Here is a 15912-nt window from a genome sequence, read left to right as displayed (position 1 = left end):
ATATTTTTTGAAGTATATTTAAATCATGTATGAAGTCGGATATTATTTTTGAAAATGTATACTATGTCATATTGATGTTATTATATTTTTATATTATTTCTTCCGGAAGCGGCCTTTTTTATATGAGTGCCGCCAACAGGAGGAATGATGAGTTGCGACAATAAAAGGCCATGCCCCTGCACCTACGACTGCCCGAGGCACGGCAAGTGTTGTGAATGTGTGGCGCATCACCGCGACCACGACGAAGGCGTTCCGGGATGTTTTTTCTCCAAAGAAGCGGAAGCCACCTACGACCGCAGCATCGAAGCCCTCTGCCGGGACAGGGGCATCGAGCTCGCCCGGGGATGAAGGAGGAACGGGTATGAGCGAGAACAGAAAGACGGTATTCATCACCGGCGGTTCCACGGGCATAGGGGCCGCCTGCGTGCGCAAGTTCATCCGGGAAGGGTGGAACGCGGCGTTCATGGATATCAACGGGGAAGACGGGGAGAAACTCGCGCGGGAAACGGGAGCGCTCTTTGTGGAAGGAAGTACCCGCCGCCGTGAAGATCTGGACAGGGCCGTCGCCGCAGCCTGCGTGCGCTTCGGCGGGCTGGATTCGGTGGTGGCCAACGCCGGCATCCATCGCTGCAATACCATGCTGGATATCAGCGAGGAAGAGCTGGACCTCATGATCGACACTAACATCAAAGGCACGGTGCACACTCTTCGCGCGGCTGTGCCCTGCCTGCTGGAGCGCGGGGGGAGCGTAGTCATCAACGCCTCCGATCAGTGCTATGTAGGCAAGCCCAACAGCTTCGGCTACGGCCTGACCAAGGGGGCCCTGGGGCAGATCACGAAAAGCCTGGCCATAGACCTGGGGCCGAAGGGCGTCCGCGTCAACGCCGTGTGTGCAGGAACCATACGCACGCCGCTTACGGAAAAGTTGTTCCAGAGCTTTGCCGACATTACGCACGGCGGCGACGCCTCGGCCTACTGGAAAACGGAAGCGGGCCTTTACCCCCTCGGCAGGGTAGGGGAGGCTTCGGAAGTGGCGGAACTTGTATATTTTCTTGCTTCCGATGCGGCAAGCTTCATGACAGGGGGGCTCTATCTGGTGGACGGCGGGCTTACGGCCGGTTGATGCGGCCGGGCGCAGAGTTGTCCGCATAAGGAAAAGCCCGCCGGGACTAGGTTCCGACGGGCTTTTTTGATGGGAACAGGTCCGGCAGGCTCCGGTTCCTTCGAAAGGGCGGTATTCCTGCGGGGAAGGCCGGGCCCGGTCTTTCCCGGAGCATGGTCTTTTCCGCCTTCGGGGCGAGGGTCAGGCTATTTCCTTCCACAGGGCTTCTGCGGCGCGTTTCGCGCTTCCCGGCCTGCCGCACTTTTCGCGCAGCTCGTCGAGGTCGCACCGTATGGCTTCCAGCGTTCCGGGGCGGGTGAGCCATTCCTCCATACGCGCGGCCAGAGGGGCCGGGTCGGCATCCTTTTCAATGTGCTCGGGAAAAACGGTGCGGTTCAGGATGAGGTTGGTCAGGCTTATCCATTTCACCTTGAGCACATGCAGGGCTATCTGGTAGGAGATGGGGGAGACCTTGTAGGCCACCAGGGTGGGCACGCCCGCAAGGCCCGTTTCCAGCGTAGCCGTGCCCGAGGCCGCCATGATGCAGGGGAAGGTGCGCATGAGGCGGTAGCGGTCGTTGCCGTCGTGCATGACGAGGGGAGCGGGGGCCTTCCAGAGGGAGCGCAGATATTCCTCGGAAAAGTTGGAAGAGCGGATGCAGTGGAATTCAAGATCCGGGAAGCGTTCGGCAAGCAGGCTTGCGGCTCCGGAGAAGGCGGGAAGAAGCGAATCCACTTCTTTTTTGCGGCTGCCGGGCATGAGCCCTATGCGGCCCGGCACAGGGACTATGTCCTTGATACCTTCGTAATCCACCAGATCCACCAGCGGGTTGCCCACATACGTCACGTCCATGCCGTGTTCATGGTAGAAGTCCACTTCAAAGGGCAGGATGGAGAAAATGCGGCGCACATGCTTTTTCAGGAATTTTACGCGGCCCGTGCGCCAGGCCAAGACCTTGGGCGGGATGAAGTAGTACACGGGAATACCCAGGCGATGGGCTATCTTCGCCACGCGGAAATTGAATTCCGGCGCGTCGATGAGCAGCACGGCGTCGGGGCGCAGGCGTTCCATCTCGCGCCTGATGCGCCCGAGCATGCGGAAGATGCGCGGCAGGCTGGTGATAACCTCCACAATGCCCATGACGGAAAGCTCTTCCACGCGTAGGAGGTTTTCCTGTCCGGCGCGGGCGAGGTTGTCGCCCCCCATGCCCGCCACGCGCAGGGACTCCTCGGGTGCGTATTCGCGCAAGGCCGCAAGGAGCGCCCCGCCCTGAAGGTCGCCGGAAAGCTCCCCGGCATTGATCCACAGCGTTTTCATGATGTCTCCTTCAAAGAGCGGGCCGCACCGCTGCGGCTGCTTTTTTGCCCTGCGCTTAATGGCGGACGCTGAGGCTTCGGGCGGGCGACGCGGCAAAGCGTTCCAGCGAGGGGTAGAAAATGTTGACGAGCGCCCCCATGACCAGAGTGAAGAGGAGCCGGAAGCCAAGAAGCCCCCAGAGGTTCCCGCCGAGGAGGGCAAGCAGGATGGTGTCTTCAATGAGGGAATGGGAAAGGCCCAGAAGGGAAATGGAGCAGAGCGCATCCCTCGGGGAGAGCGTTCCCTCCTGCGCGTGTTTGATGAGGATGCCGCTGCCGTAGAGCAGGCCCATGGTGAAGCCGATGAGGATGATGGACACGGCTTTTGAGGATACGCCGAGAAGGCGCAGGGCCGGGCCGAGAACACGGCCGAGCAGGGCGGAAATATGGAAGGCGTCCAGAAACTTCTGCAGGAGCATCACGGCGCAGATGATGGCGTACATCTCAAGGAGTGTGACAGCCTGCTGCATGAGCCATTCTCCCCATGTGGCCGAAGGCTCGGCGGCGAGAAGGATGGTCGCCTTCTCCTGGAGCAGCTGGAATTGGTCGAGAAAGAGGTGGAGCAGGAAGGCGGCGAGAATACCGGAGAGAAGGCGCAGAAGGAACTGGAAGGGCATGGAGACGCCGCACTGACCGGCGATGCGCACTTCAAGGATGAGGCTGTGGGCGATGAGCACCATCACTCCGAAGACCGTCATCTGTGCGGCGGAAAGCTCCGGCAGCTGAGGAAGGAGCGAGATGAGCACCATGGCGCCGGAGTAGAGGCTCACAAGCATGCAGGATATCCATGCGAGGCTCAGCTCCGCCGGCAGCCCCACAAGGTCCATGATCGGGCCGAGGGGCATGGACAGATACGGGATAAGCCCGCTTTCCTCCAGAATCTTCACGATGATCACGATGGGAATGAGGAAGCGGAAGATGCCGAGGGCTACCTTGTGCCCGTCGCGCCAGCAGTCGACGATATTTTTCCAGAGAGCATTCACCATGACTTTGCTCTTGATGCGGGAAAAGGCCCGGGAGCGTCCGGAGCGGTTTGCCGCCGCTTCGCCTGGGCAGCCCGAAGGGGGAAAATCCGTGTTTTGTGCGTGGAACCCCGGAGACCGGCTGAGGGGCAAAAGCAAGGGCCGAGACTCCGGGGCGCGGAAAGGGCTTATTTTTCGCGGTCGAGGTAGCCGTAGCGGGCGGCCACGCCCTCGGTGCGGCTCACGATGCGCTCCACCACGGCATCCACAGTGTCGGGCGTGACGATGCCGAGGTCGCGCACAAGGTAGTATTCCATGGAACCCTCGGAAAGGGCCAGGGTCCACACCACGGCGTACACGGATCCCACGCCCGGGCGGGAGGGGAATTCCGCCGCGGTGGAAAGCAGGATGCGGAATTTCGCCTCTCTGGCGGGAGCGGCGGGATTTTCACTGTTGATCTTGCTTTGCAGGCGCGAGAAGAGGGTGACGCCTATGGCGTCGTTGCCTTCAAATTCCACGATGACGGGGGTGCGGCGTTCGGCTTTGCGCGCATCATCCGCGGCGAAGGCTGTGGAGGCGCACAAGCAGAAGACAAGGGCGCACAGGGCGAAGAAACGGGAAGTTTTCATGAAGGGAACCTCCGGCTGCGGGAGCCGTTTCAGGCGCGGGGAGCCGCGCAGGGTGGGCCGGGTACGGAAGCCCGGCAGGACGCATTTCAGAATCCTTCTTCCAGAGGCGGCCAGATGAGCGCAAGTTCCGGCTGCGGGGCCAGGGCCTTTCCTGCCGGGGCCAGCAGCATGCGGCGGCCGTCGAGGTGCAGGCGGCCTTCGGCGAGCCACTCAAGGGCCTGCACATAGATGCGGTGCTCGAACACATGGATGCGGTTCAAAAGCGCCTCGTCGTCTTCTTCCTGCCGTATGGGGAGCGTGGCCTGCACGATGACGGGCCCGCCGTCCATGACGGGATCCACCACATGCACGGTGCACCCGCTGAACTTTGCCCCGTAGATCCAGGCGTCGCGCGCACCGTGAGTTCCGGGAAAGGCGGGGAGCACGGCGGGGTGAATGTTCAGCACGCGGTTCGGGAATGCGTCGAGAAAGACGGGGGTGACGAGGCGCATGTATCCGGCGAGGGCCACGGTATCCACACCTGCGGAAAGCAGCGCTTCCACCATGCGGGCATCGAAGCTCTCACGGTCGGGGAAGGTTTTGTGGTCCAGGCAGAGGGAGGGGATGCCGCTTTTTTCCGCGCGCTCCAGGACCTTGGCTCCGGGGCGGTTGGAAATGACGATGCGTATGTCCGCATCGAGGCGGCCAGCTTTGGCGGCGTCGATGATAGCCTGCGCGTTGGTGCCGCTGCCTGAGGCGAGAATACCGAGTTTCAGGGTCATGCCTCTGCTCCTTGGCGGGCGAAGGCTGTGCACACGGCATCCGCCAGCGCGGGAATGGTGAAGCTTTCCGGCTGAATATCCGGTTCCAGCCCCATTTCCCGCATGGTTTTCGCCGTCACGGGCCCTATGGCCGCGAAGCGTATTTCAGGGTGCTTTTTCAGTATCTCCAGCGGAATGGAGGAGAGGAAGTTGCGCACCGTGGAGGAGGATCCGAAAGTCACGCAGTCGAGCCTTCCTTCTTTGAGTGCGGCAAGCACTTCTTCGCGGTTCTCATCGGAAGGCACGTTTTCATAGGCGGCGACAACGTCCACCTCGGCTCCTGCGGCGCGCAGGGCTTCGGGGAGAACGTCGCGGGCTTCCTTTGCCCGGGGCAGAAGCACCCTCTTTCCCTTCATGCCGAGCGCGAGCATGGCCTCGGCCACGCCCTCCGCCACATAGGAGGAAGGCACAAGGTCGGCATGGATGCCCATTTCTTCCACGGCCTTCGCCGTGGCCGGGCCTATGGCGGCCACCTTCACGGGGCCGAGGGCGCGGGCGTCGAGGCCAAGGGCACAGAGGCGCTTGCGGAAGAATTTCACGCCGTTCACCGAGGTGAACACCACCCAGCCGTAGCGGGAAAGGTTGCCGACGGCCTCATCAAGCTCCGCATAATCGGCAAGAGGACTGATTTTGATGGTGGGGAACTGTATGACATGCGCACCCATGCGGGCGAAAAGAGCCGCGCTTTCGCTGGCCTGTTCCCTCGCGCGGGTGACGACTACGGTGCGGCCGAAGAGGGGCTTTTTTTCGAACCAGTTCAGCTTGTCCTTCAGGCGCACCACATCGCCCACCACGATGATGGAGGGGTTGGAAAAGCCTTCGCGCACGGCCGCGTCCGGCAGGTCGGCCAGGGTGGAGGCCAGGGATTTCTGGCGGTTCGTGGTACCCCAGTATACCAGGGCGGCGGGGGTATCGGCCGGCATGCCGGCGGCGATGAGCTTGGCCGTGATTTCCGGCAGGTTCTTCATGCCCATGAGAAAGACCAGGGTGGAGGCGCTGCGGGCAAGGGCGCTCCAGTCGTGCACGGAGCCGGGCTTGGTCGGGTCCTCATGGCCGGTGACGATGGTGACGGAAGAAGAGTAGGCGCGGTGGGTGAGCGGTATGCCCGCGTAGGCCGGACCTGCTATGGAGCTGGAGATGCCGGGCACTTCCTCGAAGGGAACGCCCGCTTCCACGAGTTCCTCGGCTTCTTCGCCGCCGCGCCCGAAAATATAGGGATCTCCCCCCTTGAGGCGCACGACCACTTTGCCTTCCTTCGCGCGGGCTATGAGGAGTTTGTTGATATCGGCCTGCTTCATAGTATGGTTGCCCGCGATTTTGCCGACATAGATGAATTCGGCGCCGGGCTTGGCCAGGGCGAGCAGGTCGTCGCCCGCAAGATAATCGTACACGACCACGTCCGCTTCGGAAAGCGCCTGCCTGCCTTTGCAGGTGAGCAGGCCGGGGTCGCCGGGGCCTGCGCCTATGAGATAAACGTACATCCGTCCTCCATGACTTGAATTCAGGCGAAGTGTACTTATTAAAGGGAGAGGGAGCAAGACTTTCCTCCCGGGAAGGCCTTTTTCGCGCTGTGACCTTGTGAAAGTTCTTGTGACTGCAGGCTTGTTTTTTTGCCCTTTATGGGGTAATCTTCACCAGCTTTCCTCCGGTGAGCCTCACGCCGGAGCCGCCGCCGTACCCATGGCGCATGTTGGGAAAAGAAGGAATAATTCCTTCCTTTTTTATCTGCGCTCTGCGATGCGGATGCGGGCGGAAGCCGTGTGGAAATAATGGCCGGGACAACTCGGCCCTGGTCAGGATGCAAGATGGCGGACAACGCGACAGGAGACAACCATGAGCATCTTTTTCTATTGTTTGGCCTATGTGGCGGTTATAGCCTTTGTGGCCGTCGCCCTGATGAAAATCATCGGCTACCTCAAAAAACCTCAGCATCTGCGCTGGGAACTGTATCCCGTGGCGCATGAAGACCCTGAAAAGGTCGAATACGGCGGCAGCTATCTCGAAAATACCGAATGGTGGAAGGACAAGCACCGCAGCTGCATGGTGGGCGCCCTCAAGGGATTCCTCATCGAAGCGCTTTTCCTGAAGGCCGTGTGGGAACACAACCGCACGCTCTGGGTGCGCACCTATCCCTTCCATATCGGCCTGTACCTGCTCATGGGCGGCATGGGTATGACGGTGCTTGCCGCCATAGGTATGCTGGCCGGGGCCGAAGGCTTCGTGACCTTCTGCACCGCCGTCACCGTGCTGTGCGACGTGTTCGGCTTTGCGGGTATCCTCTTCGGCGCTGTGGGCCTCATCCAGCGCCGCATCTGCGACAAGGGCCTGCGCAAGTACACCACCAACGAGCATTTCTTCAACCTCGGTCTGTTCGGTGTGTACGGCCTCTTCGGCCTCATGCTCTGCCTGTGGCACGGCGTGTACGACTTCGCCCTCATGGGCAACAGCTTCATCTACGGCATGATGACCTTCACGGCCATGGAGCTGACTCCTCTTTATGTGCTGTATCTTCTCCTCGGGTTCTTCATGTTCTTCTGGGTACCCTACAGCTTCCTCGGCCACTTCTTCATGAAGTACTTCACCTGGCATGATATCCGCTGGGGCGATGCTCCCACCGTCAACAACCCCAAGCTCCAGAAGCAGCTGGCCAACAACCTGAACCTCCCCGTGAGCTGGCGTGGCCCTCACGTTCAGGGTGACGGCAAGATAACCTGGGCAGAGGTCGCCACCTCCAACCCCGACGAGAAGTAGGATCAAGGAGCCGCACATGAAAACTTCGCAGGAACTTACCTTCAACGACCTCTCGACGGAAGAAGGGATGCTCACCACGGTTGACGTGAACACCCTCCGCCCCATGCCCGTCGATTATCAGACCTATCCCTGGAAAGTCATCACCGACGCCCAGAAAAAGCAGTTCTGCTGCCTGCTCGACGATATCAACGTCCTGCTCATCCCCGTGCCTCAGACCAAGGCCGAAGAGGAAGAGCTGGTCAACCGCTTCCTGGACGGTGTGCGCAAGCTCTTCACGCCGGAGAACAACTGGACCTGCCTCGCCATGCTGGATACCACCATGGACTACTGCGCCCAGTGCAACTCCTGCTCCGCGGCATGCCACCTCTACGAAATGTCCGGCGAGCATGAAATGTATCGTCCGAACTTCCGTTCCGAGCTGTTCCGCCGCATCTACAAGCAGTATGTGAAGAAGGAACCTCTGGCCAAGTGGCGCTACGGCGACATAGATCTTAATTGGAAGACCGTGGTGCGCCTTGCGGAACTTTCCTACCGCTGCAACCTGTGCCGCCGCTGCGCCCAGGTCTGCCCCATCGGCGTGGACAACGGCCTCATCGCCCGCGAGCTGCGCAAGCTCTTCAGCCAGGAATTCGGCTGGAACCCCCGCGAACTGCATGAAAAGGGCACCAAGCTTCAGCTCGACGTGGGCTCCTCCACCGGCATGAATCCTGAAGTGGTGAAGGAAACCGTGGAATTCATTGATGAAGACTATGTGGAAACCACGGAATACGAATTCAAGACTCCCTGGGACGTGCCGAACGCCGACATTCTGCTCATCCACAATGCCGGTGAAATGCTGGCCTGGCCCGACAACATTGCGGCCTTCTCCCTCATCTTTGAAGCTGCGGGCCTTTCCTGGACTCTGAGCTCCGAGATCGCGGGCTACGACTCCGTGAACTACGGCGTGTTCTACGATGACGTGCAGGCCGCCCGCGTGGCTATCAAGCATGCTGAAGCCGCCAAGAAGCTCGGCGTCAAGAAAATCGTGCTCGGCGAATGCGGCCATGCCCATAAGGCCCTTACCGTCATAGCCGACCGCATCCTGCCGCCCGACCTGAACATCCCGCGTGAAAGTTGCTTCCCCGTGCTGCGCGATATCGTGCTCGGCGGCCGCCTGAAGCTCGACCCGAGCCGCAACAACTTCCCCGTGACCCTGCACGACCCCTGCAACCTCGTGCGTCTCATGGGTGTGGTGAAGCCCCAGCGCGACGTGCTGCACGCCATTTGCCCGCAGTTCCGTGAAATGACGCCCCACGGCGTGGAAAACTATTGCTGCGGCGGCGGCTCCGGCTTCGCAATCATGACGCGCAACAACATCAACGAATGGCGCATGAACATCACCGGCCGCAAGAAGATGGAGCAGATCTGCGGAGCGTTCAAGGACTGCCTCGGCCCCGAAGTCAAGAAGTACGTCTGCGCCCCCTGCTCCAACTGCAAGGGCCAGGTGCGCGAACTGCTCGAACAGAACAACCTGCTGGAGAAGAACGGCATGCAGTACGGCGGCCTTGTCGAACTTATCGTCAATGCCATGACTGACGTGAAGCCCGGCTTCATCAAGTGGGAAGAAGAGTAGAACAACCATACATGCCGGGGAGGCTGCTCCCCGGCTTCCGGGGCGGAAAGCGTACGCTTTCCGCCCCGTTTCCTTTTAAATGGGGTTATTGCTTCGTGCCGCTGCCGGATATGTGCGGTCTGGGAGTAGAAAGGCCACATTTTCTGCATGCAGTACACGGTAATGCCCGTCTGTCTGAGTACCGGAAAGGCAGTATATGCTTCAAGGTGTCTTGTTCTGAGGGGTGGGCAGACATGGTGGGAAGGCATGTTTCATTATCTTGCACCATCTCGAGTATGCCTGCGGAAAAGAAAAGATTGCCGAAAGCTGCGAATATGGTACTGGTATATAAAATATGCACGAGGAGACTGCCATGCAGACATTTCTTTTTCCCCCTACACAGCCGGAAGCGTCGTGGTCTAGCATCGGCGAAAGCATAGGCAGGATTGTGGAGGAGAATCCGCCCCTTGCGGAAGGGATGATGAGAATTCACCGTATTCTGCAGGAAGTGTTTCTTTTCGATTATGCGCTGCTGACCTACGCCACGGAGTACAGGGAAGAAGAACAGTATTTCCTTTTCCCGGAGGTACCCGGTACAGAGAAGATCCCCCTGAACAGCTATCGGGAGCAGCTTCTGGTATTGCGTAACGGCCCCAAAAAAGTGATTCGGCTGGGTAATCAGGATGATCATGGCGTCACTCTCGGGCTTATCAGCCGGATTTTTCCAGGCTCCCGTTTTTCCGTTCTGGTGATGAGGGCCATTCTTTCCCAGCGGCTCATCTGTTCGCTTTCCTTTATCCGCCTGAAGAAAAAGAGCGGCTTTGAGCATCGGCATATATCTCTGGCTTTTTTTCTGTTCGATACATTGATGAGCTATTACAGGCGGCAAGCTCGCCCGGCGCGTAAGCGTCGTGTTTCTCTGGAAGACTCCCGTTATCTGTCCGTTACGGAACTGCCGGGTATGAAACATGTCACCGACATGATCTGGCAGGTGGCGAGGCAGCAGTGCCCGGTACTTCTTCTGGGGGAGAGCGGTACCGGAAAGGAGGTGGTGGCGGAGACGCTCTACCGTGCTTCGGCACGTGTGGATGCACCTTTTCTCAAGATCAACTGCGGAGGCATTCCCGATTCCCTGATTGACAGTGAGCTCTTCGGACATGAAAAGGGAAGCTTTACCGGGGCCGTGCATACCCGCAAGGGAGTATTTGAGAGGGCGCATCGGGGGATGCTTCTCCTTGACGAAATAGGAGAATTGCCTCCCGCTGGGCAGACGCGCCTGCTCAGAATTCTTCAGGACGGAGTACTGGAGCGCATAGGCGGTTCGGAAGAGCAGCAGATAGACATACGCATCATTGCCGCAACGCACAGGGATTTGGGACGTATGGTGCAGGAGGGGCGCTTCCGTGCGGATCTTTATTTCCGACTTGATGTTTTTCCTATTGTCATTCCTCCGCTCAGGGAGCGCCCGGAGGATATTCCCTTCCTTGTGCATTTTCTTACCGCGCAGAAATGCCGTCAGTACTGGGTGCAGCAGATACCTTCCCCTTCCGTGCAGAATATGCGCGAGCTGCTGGCCTACTCATGGCCCGGCAATATACGGGAACTGAACAATGCCGTGGAGCGGGCAGTCATTTTATGGATTGCCGATATGCGCCGCCCCTTCTCCATATCGGTCAGTGATCGTTTTACTCCCGCACAGACAGCGCTGCCCGCCGTGCTGCCGCGCTCCGCTTCCGACAAGCTTCAGGAGGGGGAAAAACCGGAGTCCCTGGATATGGCGATTATCCGTCACATTCAAAAGGCGCTTGCCTACTCCAAGGGCAAGATCAGCGGGGTCGGCGGAGCGGCAGAAATACTGGGGCTGCACCCTAATACGCTGAGGGCTAAGATGCGTAAACTGGGAATACTGCCGTAGTTGTACGATATATCGTTTTTTTTCTCAAACGACACTAAATATCGTGAAAATTTATATAATATATGGGTATTATACAGGCGCGATATTTTTAACCTATTAAAATAATATATTTTTTTAGAATGGCATAGTTTTTGCTTTTCTATTTGCATGGCGCATGCGTTTTTTAACCTGTCATAGCAGATAGACAAGCAGGAGCTTATCATGAATCGTCCGTATCCGCACCTTTTTGAACCGCTTATGGTGGGAAAGCTGCGTTTTCGCAATCGTATCTGGACAGCCCCGACGGCTCAGGCCATGCATTTCATCACCCCGGAAGGCCATATTCGTCCTGAGTCCATTGCCCACTTCCGCAACAGGGCGCTGGGCGGGGCAGCCTGCGTAACGCTCGGTGAAGCCTCCGTGGATCAGGACCGTGGCCGTTCCCACTTCCACAACGTGAATCTTCAGGACATAAATAACCTGCCCTATCTCACGCAGATGACAGACGCCATTCATCAGGCCGGGGCCATTGCTTCCATTGAAATCGAACATGGCGGCAAGTATGCCTTTTCAACCGTGAACGGCAACCGCAACCCCATTGCGCCTACAGCATGTGTATTACCCAACGGGCAGGTAGTCGATGAGATTACCGAAGAACAGATGGACGAAGTGGCCGATCACTTTGCCGAGACCTGCCATTATTTGCAGAATGCCGGCTTCAAGATGTGCCTTATCCACGGCGCCCATCAGTGGCTGCTCGGGCAGTTCCTGTCGCCTGCCGAGAATCGGCGGAAGGATAAATGGGGCGGAAGCCTGGAAAACCGGGCGCGCTTCCCCATGATGGTGATCGACCGTATCCGCAGCCGTGTAGGAAAAGATTTTGTGCTGGAATACCGTATTTCCGGCACGGAAGGGCAACCAGGAGGGCTGGAAATTGATGAAGCCTGCGAATTCATCAAAATGGTGGAAGACAAGATCGATCTTGTACATTTTTCCCGCGGCAACAGAGGCGTGCTCCGCAGCCGGCCTGAAATGTTTCCTTCCGAGTTCATGCCCAAATGCCCCAACGAGTATATGGGCATTGCCGCTAAAAAGCATGGGATCAGGATTCCAGTCATCATCGTGGGCAGCATCACCGATCCGGAAGATGCCGAACGTATGATTGCCGAAGGGCACTGCGACGCCGTGGCCATGGCGCGCACCATCATTGCCGATCCTGAATGGGCAAACAAGGCCCGCCTTGGCAGAAGAGAGGAGATCCGGCCTTGCATCAAGTGCTTCAACTGCCTTGATGAAAAGAACGGCCGCATCTTCGGCGGCGGTATCACCAGTTTCACCCGGGATGTTGTCAAGCGTTACGCCTGCTCGGTCAATCCGCGCATCGGCATTGAAACAGATATCATTCCCCCTGCTACGGAAAAAAAGGTCGTTTCCATCATAGGCGGCGGGCCTGCCGGTATGCAGGCGGCCATTACGGCGGCTGAACGTGGACATGATGTACGTCTGTATGAAAAGAGCGACCATCTGGGCGGTCAGATTTCCTTTGCCGATGTTGTTTCGTTCAAGTATCCGCTTATGGAATTCAAGAACTGGCTGATCAGCCGTGTCGGCCAGCTCGGCGTCAAGGTGTTCTTGAATACGGAAGCCACACCTGAACTTATCGAGTCTTCCTATCCTGACGTCGTCATAGCCTGCACCGGATCCCGGCCCGTACTGCCGCAGATTCCCGGTATCAACGGAAAGCAGGTCATGCTTGCAACCCAGGCGTTCGTCAATCGCGACGCCGTCGGACAGAAGGTGGTAATCGTCGGTGCGGGCGATACAGGCTGCGAATGTGCACTGCATCTTGCCGAAACAGGGCGACAGGTGATCCTGGTGGAAATGGATGAATTTATTGCCAGGCGCACCGGCTATACCCAGCGTATCGTTCTGGTGGAGAAAATCGAGACCAGCGAACACATTACCTGCATGACTGGTACCCGCTGCACTGCCATAGAGGAAAAGGGCGTGAAGGTGGAAACGCAGGAAGGCGAGCGTTTTGTTGAAGCAGACACGGTAGTCATTGCTCTTGGGACCTGTGCTCTTCAGGACGAAGCAGAGGTCTTTCGTGACTGTGCGCCTACGTTCTGGCTCGCTGGCGACTGTGCGGAAGGGCCGAAGAATGTGCGTCATGCCATACGCAATGGTTATGACGCGGCATGCAGGCTGTAGTTTTCATTCGCTGAAGCCTGCCGGGTAGTTCAACTGCGGGCGGAATGGTTCCGCCCGCACAGATCAAGGAGTTCTTCATGCGATCCGTTCGATTTCTCACTTCCCTTTCGCTGGCGATGCTGTGTCTGTTTACCTGCTCCTTCGCCGTTGCCGCGGAAACTCCCGAAGAGTTGTACAAGAATAATAAAGTGACGTTGCTGCTGGGCACCGGCGCGGGGGGCGGCAGCGACCTTGGCGGCCGCATCATTGCCAAGCACTGGCCTGAGTTCGGCGGTAACGACATGATTGTGAAAAATATGCCAGGTGGGGGCGGTATTGTTGCCGTCAACTATCTGGTAAACAGTTGCCGACCGGATGGGCTCACCATGCACATGATGATGTTCGGTTCCTCCTATCAGCTGCCCTACCTCACCAAAAACAGGGCGGCCAAATACGATGCTTCCCGTTTGCAGTACGTTCTGGGCGCCTATCAGGAGCCCTGGGTGCTGGTCGCATCCAAGAAGTTCAAGTCTCTTGAAGATATAGCCAAGGCCGGGAACATCACCTATGGAATCATGAATCCGCTGGAAGGCAACAACTTTGCCATGCTGCCCATACTTGAGGCTCTGCAACTTAAGGCCAAGGTAGTTACGGGCTACAAGAGCCAGCAGGAAGCGCTTCTGGCCGTGGCCAAGGGGGAAGTGGATATTACCATGGGGCCGGTATCGCAGGTCATGCGTGAAGTGAACCAGGGTGTTCTGCAAAAGCCGTTCCTTCTGCTGGAGCGTGAACGCCTGCCTCTTGTTCCGGACATTCCTACCTTCTTTGAAGTTATTGATGTTACGTCGGAAATTGATGCCTTGTATGAGCAGTGCAGGCCGCTGTGCATGGCCGTGCGCATGATGGCCCTTCCTGAAGAAACCCCTGCAGAAATTGTGGAATATCTGCGCGATGTTTTCACCCGTATGGCTGCCAGTGAAGCTTTTGAGGCCGATGCCCGAAAGGCGTTCCTTCTGGGAGGCAACTGCCTTACCGGCAAGGAACTTCAGGATTTCATTCAGACCGCCTTCAGCGTGGACTTCACGGCTATCATGGAACGGCTGAACAAGTATTCCCAGTAGGCGTCTGATACGCTTCGGCGTTTCAACGTGCTGGCGGGGCAGGATATTTGCCCGCCGGAATGTTCCGGTCGGTTCGGCAGGGGAGTTTTCCTGCCCCGGGAACAATAATGCTGCAATCTTCATCCTTTCAGGAGAAAGTATGCTGGAAAGTATCTTTACCGGCCTGGGGTATCTGCTGGAACCTGCCACATGGGGCTGGATCCTCGGCGGTACGCTGCTGGGGCTTGTGCTGGGTATCATTCCCGGGCTCGGAAGCCTTATCGGCATGGCTCTGTTCCTTCCGTTTACCTTCAAGCTCGATATCATGCAGGCCATGCCGTTCATGGTGGCGCTCAGTGCGGTGGGGTTTACCGGCGGTTCCATTACGGCCGTGCTTCTGGGCGTGCCCGGCGATGCTTCCAACATTGCCACCATGCTCGACGGGCATCCCATGACTCAGAAGGGTGAAGGCGCCCGCGCCATAGGTGCAGCCCTCACGGCAAGCCTGGTTGGCGGCGTGATGGCAACCGGTTTTGCCGTGGTCATGATGTTCGCCATCATGCCCATCATCATGTCCATTACTTCCCGGGAAATGGTGTTCATCATTCTCATCGGCCTTGCCTTCATCAGCATGCTGGGGAATGAGGGGCGTGTGAAAAGCCTCATCAGCGGATGCCTGGGACTCATGCTTTCCTGCATAGGGATGGTTATGGTTTCCGGCGAAGTGCGTTTTACCTTTGACCAGGCGTTCCTGTTTGAAGGACTTCCCATCGTACCGGTCTGCTTTGGCCTGTTTGCCGTACCGCCCATGGTGGAACTGGCTATGAAGGGCAGCGAAGGCACCATTTCCAACGTCACGATTACCTCCCTTTCCATAAAGGATACCCTGAAAGGCGCCTGGGATGTTCTGCGGAACAAATTTCTGTGCCTGCGCTGTGCTATCATTGGGTATTTCTTCGGTATTCTTCCCGGTGTAGGCGCCAATGCCGCCGTATTTCTTGCCTACGGCCATGCAAAGGCAACAGATAAGAAACCCGAAAGTTTCGGTACCGGCAACGTCAGGGGCGTCATAGGGCCGGAAAGCTGCAATAATGCCAAGGAATCCGGTTCCTGGCTCACCACCTTCGCCCTCGGCGTGCCCGGCAGCTCCACCGGAGCCATAGGCCTTGGGGCGCTCATGATGATGGGAATCATGCCCGGGCCTGGCATGCTTACCGAGCATCTTGATATTACCTTTTCCCTGCTGATGATTGTTGCCCTTGCCAATATCGTCGGGTTCATCATCTGTTTTCCGCTGGTGGCTCCCCTTGCCCGCATTGCCGCAATCCCCTCGCGCATCCTGGTTCCGCTGGTCTTCATATTCATCGTCGTGGGAACGTACGCCAACCGTTCCCTGATGGAAGACATTGTTCTTCTGCTCATCTTTTCTGTCATTGGCCTTATCGTGAGAAGGTTTAAGTATAACGCTGGAAGTATGCTTCTCGGATATATCCTTGGAACGATGTTTGAGAATTATTTGTTCATAAGTCTTCAGATTG

13 protein-coding genes are annotated in these 15912 nt (G+C 57.9%); 8 read left to right on the top strand and 5 right to left on the bottom strand.

The genetic code is table 11. From position 1 onward, the window contains the following. Positions 1–147: 147 nt before the first annotated feature. Complete coding sequence (locus K8W16_RS05460) at positions 148–348, top strand: hypothetical protein (RefSeq protein WP_304121905.1); 201 nt, start codon at positions 148–150, stop codon at positions 346–348. Positions 349–361: 13 nt separating this feature from the next. After that, complete coding sequence (locus K8W16_RS05455; RefSeq protein WP_304121902.1) at positions 362–1123, top strand: SDR family NAD(P)-dependent oxidoreductase; 762 nt, start codon at positions 362–364, stop codon at positions 1121–1123. A 180-nt stretch (positions 1124–1303) separates the two neighbouring features. Here K8W16_RS05455 and lpxB read toward each other — a convergent pair whose 3' ends face one another. The 5 genes from lpxB to cobA form a co-directional block, all read right to left on the bottom strand. Beyond that, the gene (gene lpxB, locus K8W16_RS05450; RefSeq protein WP_304121899.1) at positions 1304–2419 is read right to left on the bottom strand and encodes a lipid-A-disaccharide synthase; all 1116 of its coding nucleotides are present in this window, start codon (positions 2417–2419) and stop codon (positions 1304–1306) included. Between the two features lie 55 nt (positions 2420–2474). Then, positions 2475–3443 carry a nucleoside recognition domain-containing protein gene (locus tag K8W16_RS05445; protein WP_304121896.1) on the bottom strand — a complete coding sequence of 323 codons (969 nt, stop codon included), beginning with the start codon at positions 3441–3443 and terminating at the stop codon, positions 2475–2477. A gap of 164 nt (positions 3444–3607) precedes the next feature. Beyond that, positions 3608–4048, bottom strand: a complete 441-nt coding sequence (locus K8W16_RS05440; protein WP_304121894.1) for a hypothetical protein — start codon at positions 4046–4048, stop codon at positions 3608–3610. Positions 4049–4134: 86 nt separating this feature from the next. After that, positions 4135–4809: a phosphoribosylglycinamide formyltransferase gene (gene purN / locus K8W16_RS05435; protein WP_304121892.1), complete on the bottom strand. Its 675-nt coding sequence runs from the start codon at positions 4807–4809 to the stop codon at positions 4135–4137. Then, positions 4806–6329 carry a uroporphyrinogen-III C-methyltransferase gene (gene cobA, locus K8W16_RS05430; protein ID WP_304121890.1) on the bottom strand — a complete coding sequence of 508 codons (1524 nt, stop codon included), beginning with the start codon at positions 6327–6329 and terminating at the stop codon, positions 4806–4808. Before cobA ends, purN begins: the two co-directional genes overlap by 4 nt. 352 nt (positions 6330–6681) lie before the next feature. Between cobA and K8W16_RS05425 the strand changes: the two genes are divergently transcribed. The 6 genes from K8W16_RS05425 to K8W16_RS05400 form a co-directional block, all read left to right on the top strand. After that, complete coding sequence (locus K8W16_RS05425; RefSeq protein WP_304121888.1) at positions 6682–7599, top strand: respiratory nitrate reductase subunit gamma; 918 nt, start codon at positions 6682–6684, stop codon at positions 7597–7599. 16 nt (positions 7600–7615) lie between these two features. Beyond that, entirely contained in the window at positions 7616–9211 is a 1596-nt protein-coding gene (locus K8W16_RS05420; protein WP_304121886.1) for a (Fe-S)-binding protein, read from the top strand. Positions 9212–9563: 352 nt separating this feature from the next. Then, complete coding sequence (locus K8W16_RS05415) at positions 9564–11105, top strand: sigma-54-dependent Fis family transcriptional regulator (RefSeq protein WP_304121884.1); 1542 nt, start codon at positions 9564–9566, stop codon at positions 11103–11105. 201 nt (positions 11106–11306) lie between these two features. Then, positions 11307–13295 carry an FAD-dependent oxidoreductase gene (locus K8W16_RS05410; RefSeq protein ID WP_304121882.1) on the top strand — a complete coding sequence of 663 codons (1989 nt, stop codon included), beginning with the start codon at positions 11307–11309 and terminating at the stop codon, positions 13293–13295. A 77-nt stretch (positions 13296–13372) separates the two neighbouring features. After that, positions 13373–14395 (top strand): tripartite tricarboxylate transporter substrate binding protein, encoded by a 1023-nt coding sequence (locus K8W16_RS05405; protein WP_304121881.1) that lies wholly within the window; start codon positions 13373–13375, stop codon positions 14393–14395. A gap of 139 nt (positions 14396–14534) precedes the next feature. Further along, a partial coding sequence (locus K8W16_RS05400) for a tripartite tricarboxylate transporter permease (RefSeq protein WP_304121878.1) occupies positions 14535–15912 on the top strand: 1378 nt, incomplete at its 3' end.

The organism is Mailhella massiliensis (assembly GCF_020741395.1).
GTDB classification, from domain to species: Bacteria; Desulfobacterota; Desulfovibrionia; order Desulfovibrionales; family Desulfovibrionaceae; genus Mailhella; species Mailhella massiliensis_A.
The sequence above is the reverse complement of the archived record's forward strand: the minus strand, read 5'-3'. Positions and strand labels throughout refer to the sequence as shown.

What these genes read in the sequence shown, in the direction of transcription:
- K8W16_RS05405 (WP_304121881.1), top strand. Translation starts at nt 13,373, where the DNA reads ATGCGATCCGTTCGATTTCTCACTTCCCTTTCGCTGGCGATGCTGTGT.
- K8W16_RS05410 (WP_304121882.1), top strand. Translation starts at nt 11,307, where the DNA reads ATGAATCGTCCGTATCCGCACCTTTTTGAACCGCTTATGGTGGGAAAG.
- K8W16_RS05440 (WP_304121894.1), bottom strand. Translation starts at nt 4,048, where the DNA reads ATGAAAACTTCCCGTTTCTTCGCCCTGTGCGCCCTTGTCTTCTGCTTG.
- K8W16_RS05460 (WP_304121905.1), top strand. Translation starts at nt 148, where the DNA reads ATGAGTTGCGACAATAAAAGGCCATGCCCCTGCACCTACGACTGCCCG.
- K8W16_RS05445 (WP_304121896.1), bottom strand. Translation starts at nt 3,443, where the DNA reads ATGGTGAATGCTCTCTGGAAAAATATCGTCGACTGCTGGCGCGACGGG.
- K8W16_RS05415 (WP_304121884.1), top strand. Translation starts at nt 9,564, where the DNA reads ATGCAGACATTTCTTTTTCCCCCTACACAGCCGGAAGCGTCGTGGTCT.
- purN (WP_304121892.1), bottom strand. Translation starts at nt 4,809, where the DNA reads ATGACCCTGAAACTCGGTATTCTCGCCTCAGGCAGCGGCACCAACGCG.
- lpxB (WP_304121899.1), bottom strand. Translation starts at nt 2,419, where the DNA reads ATGAAAACGCTGTGGATCAATGCCGGGGAGCTTTCCGGCGACCTTCAG.
- K8W16_RS05455 (WP_304121902.1), top strand. Translation starts at nt 362, where the DNA reads ATGAGCGAGAACAGAAAGACGGTATTCATCACCGGCGGTTCCACGGGC.
- K8W16_RS05420 (WP_304121886.1), top strand. Translation starts at nt 7,616, where the DNA reads ATGAAAACTTCGCAGGAACTTACCTTCAACGACCTCTCGACGGAAGAA.
- cobA (WP_304121890.1), bottom strand. Translation starts at nt 6,329, where the DNA reads ATGTACGTTTATCTCATAGGCGCAGGCCCCGGCGACCCCGGCCTGCTC.
- K8W16_RS05425 (WP_304121888.1), top strand. Translation starts at nt 6,682, where the DNA reads ATGAGCATCTTTTTCTATTGTTTGGCCTATGTGGCGGTTATAGCCTTT.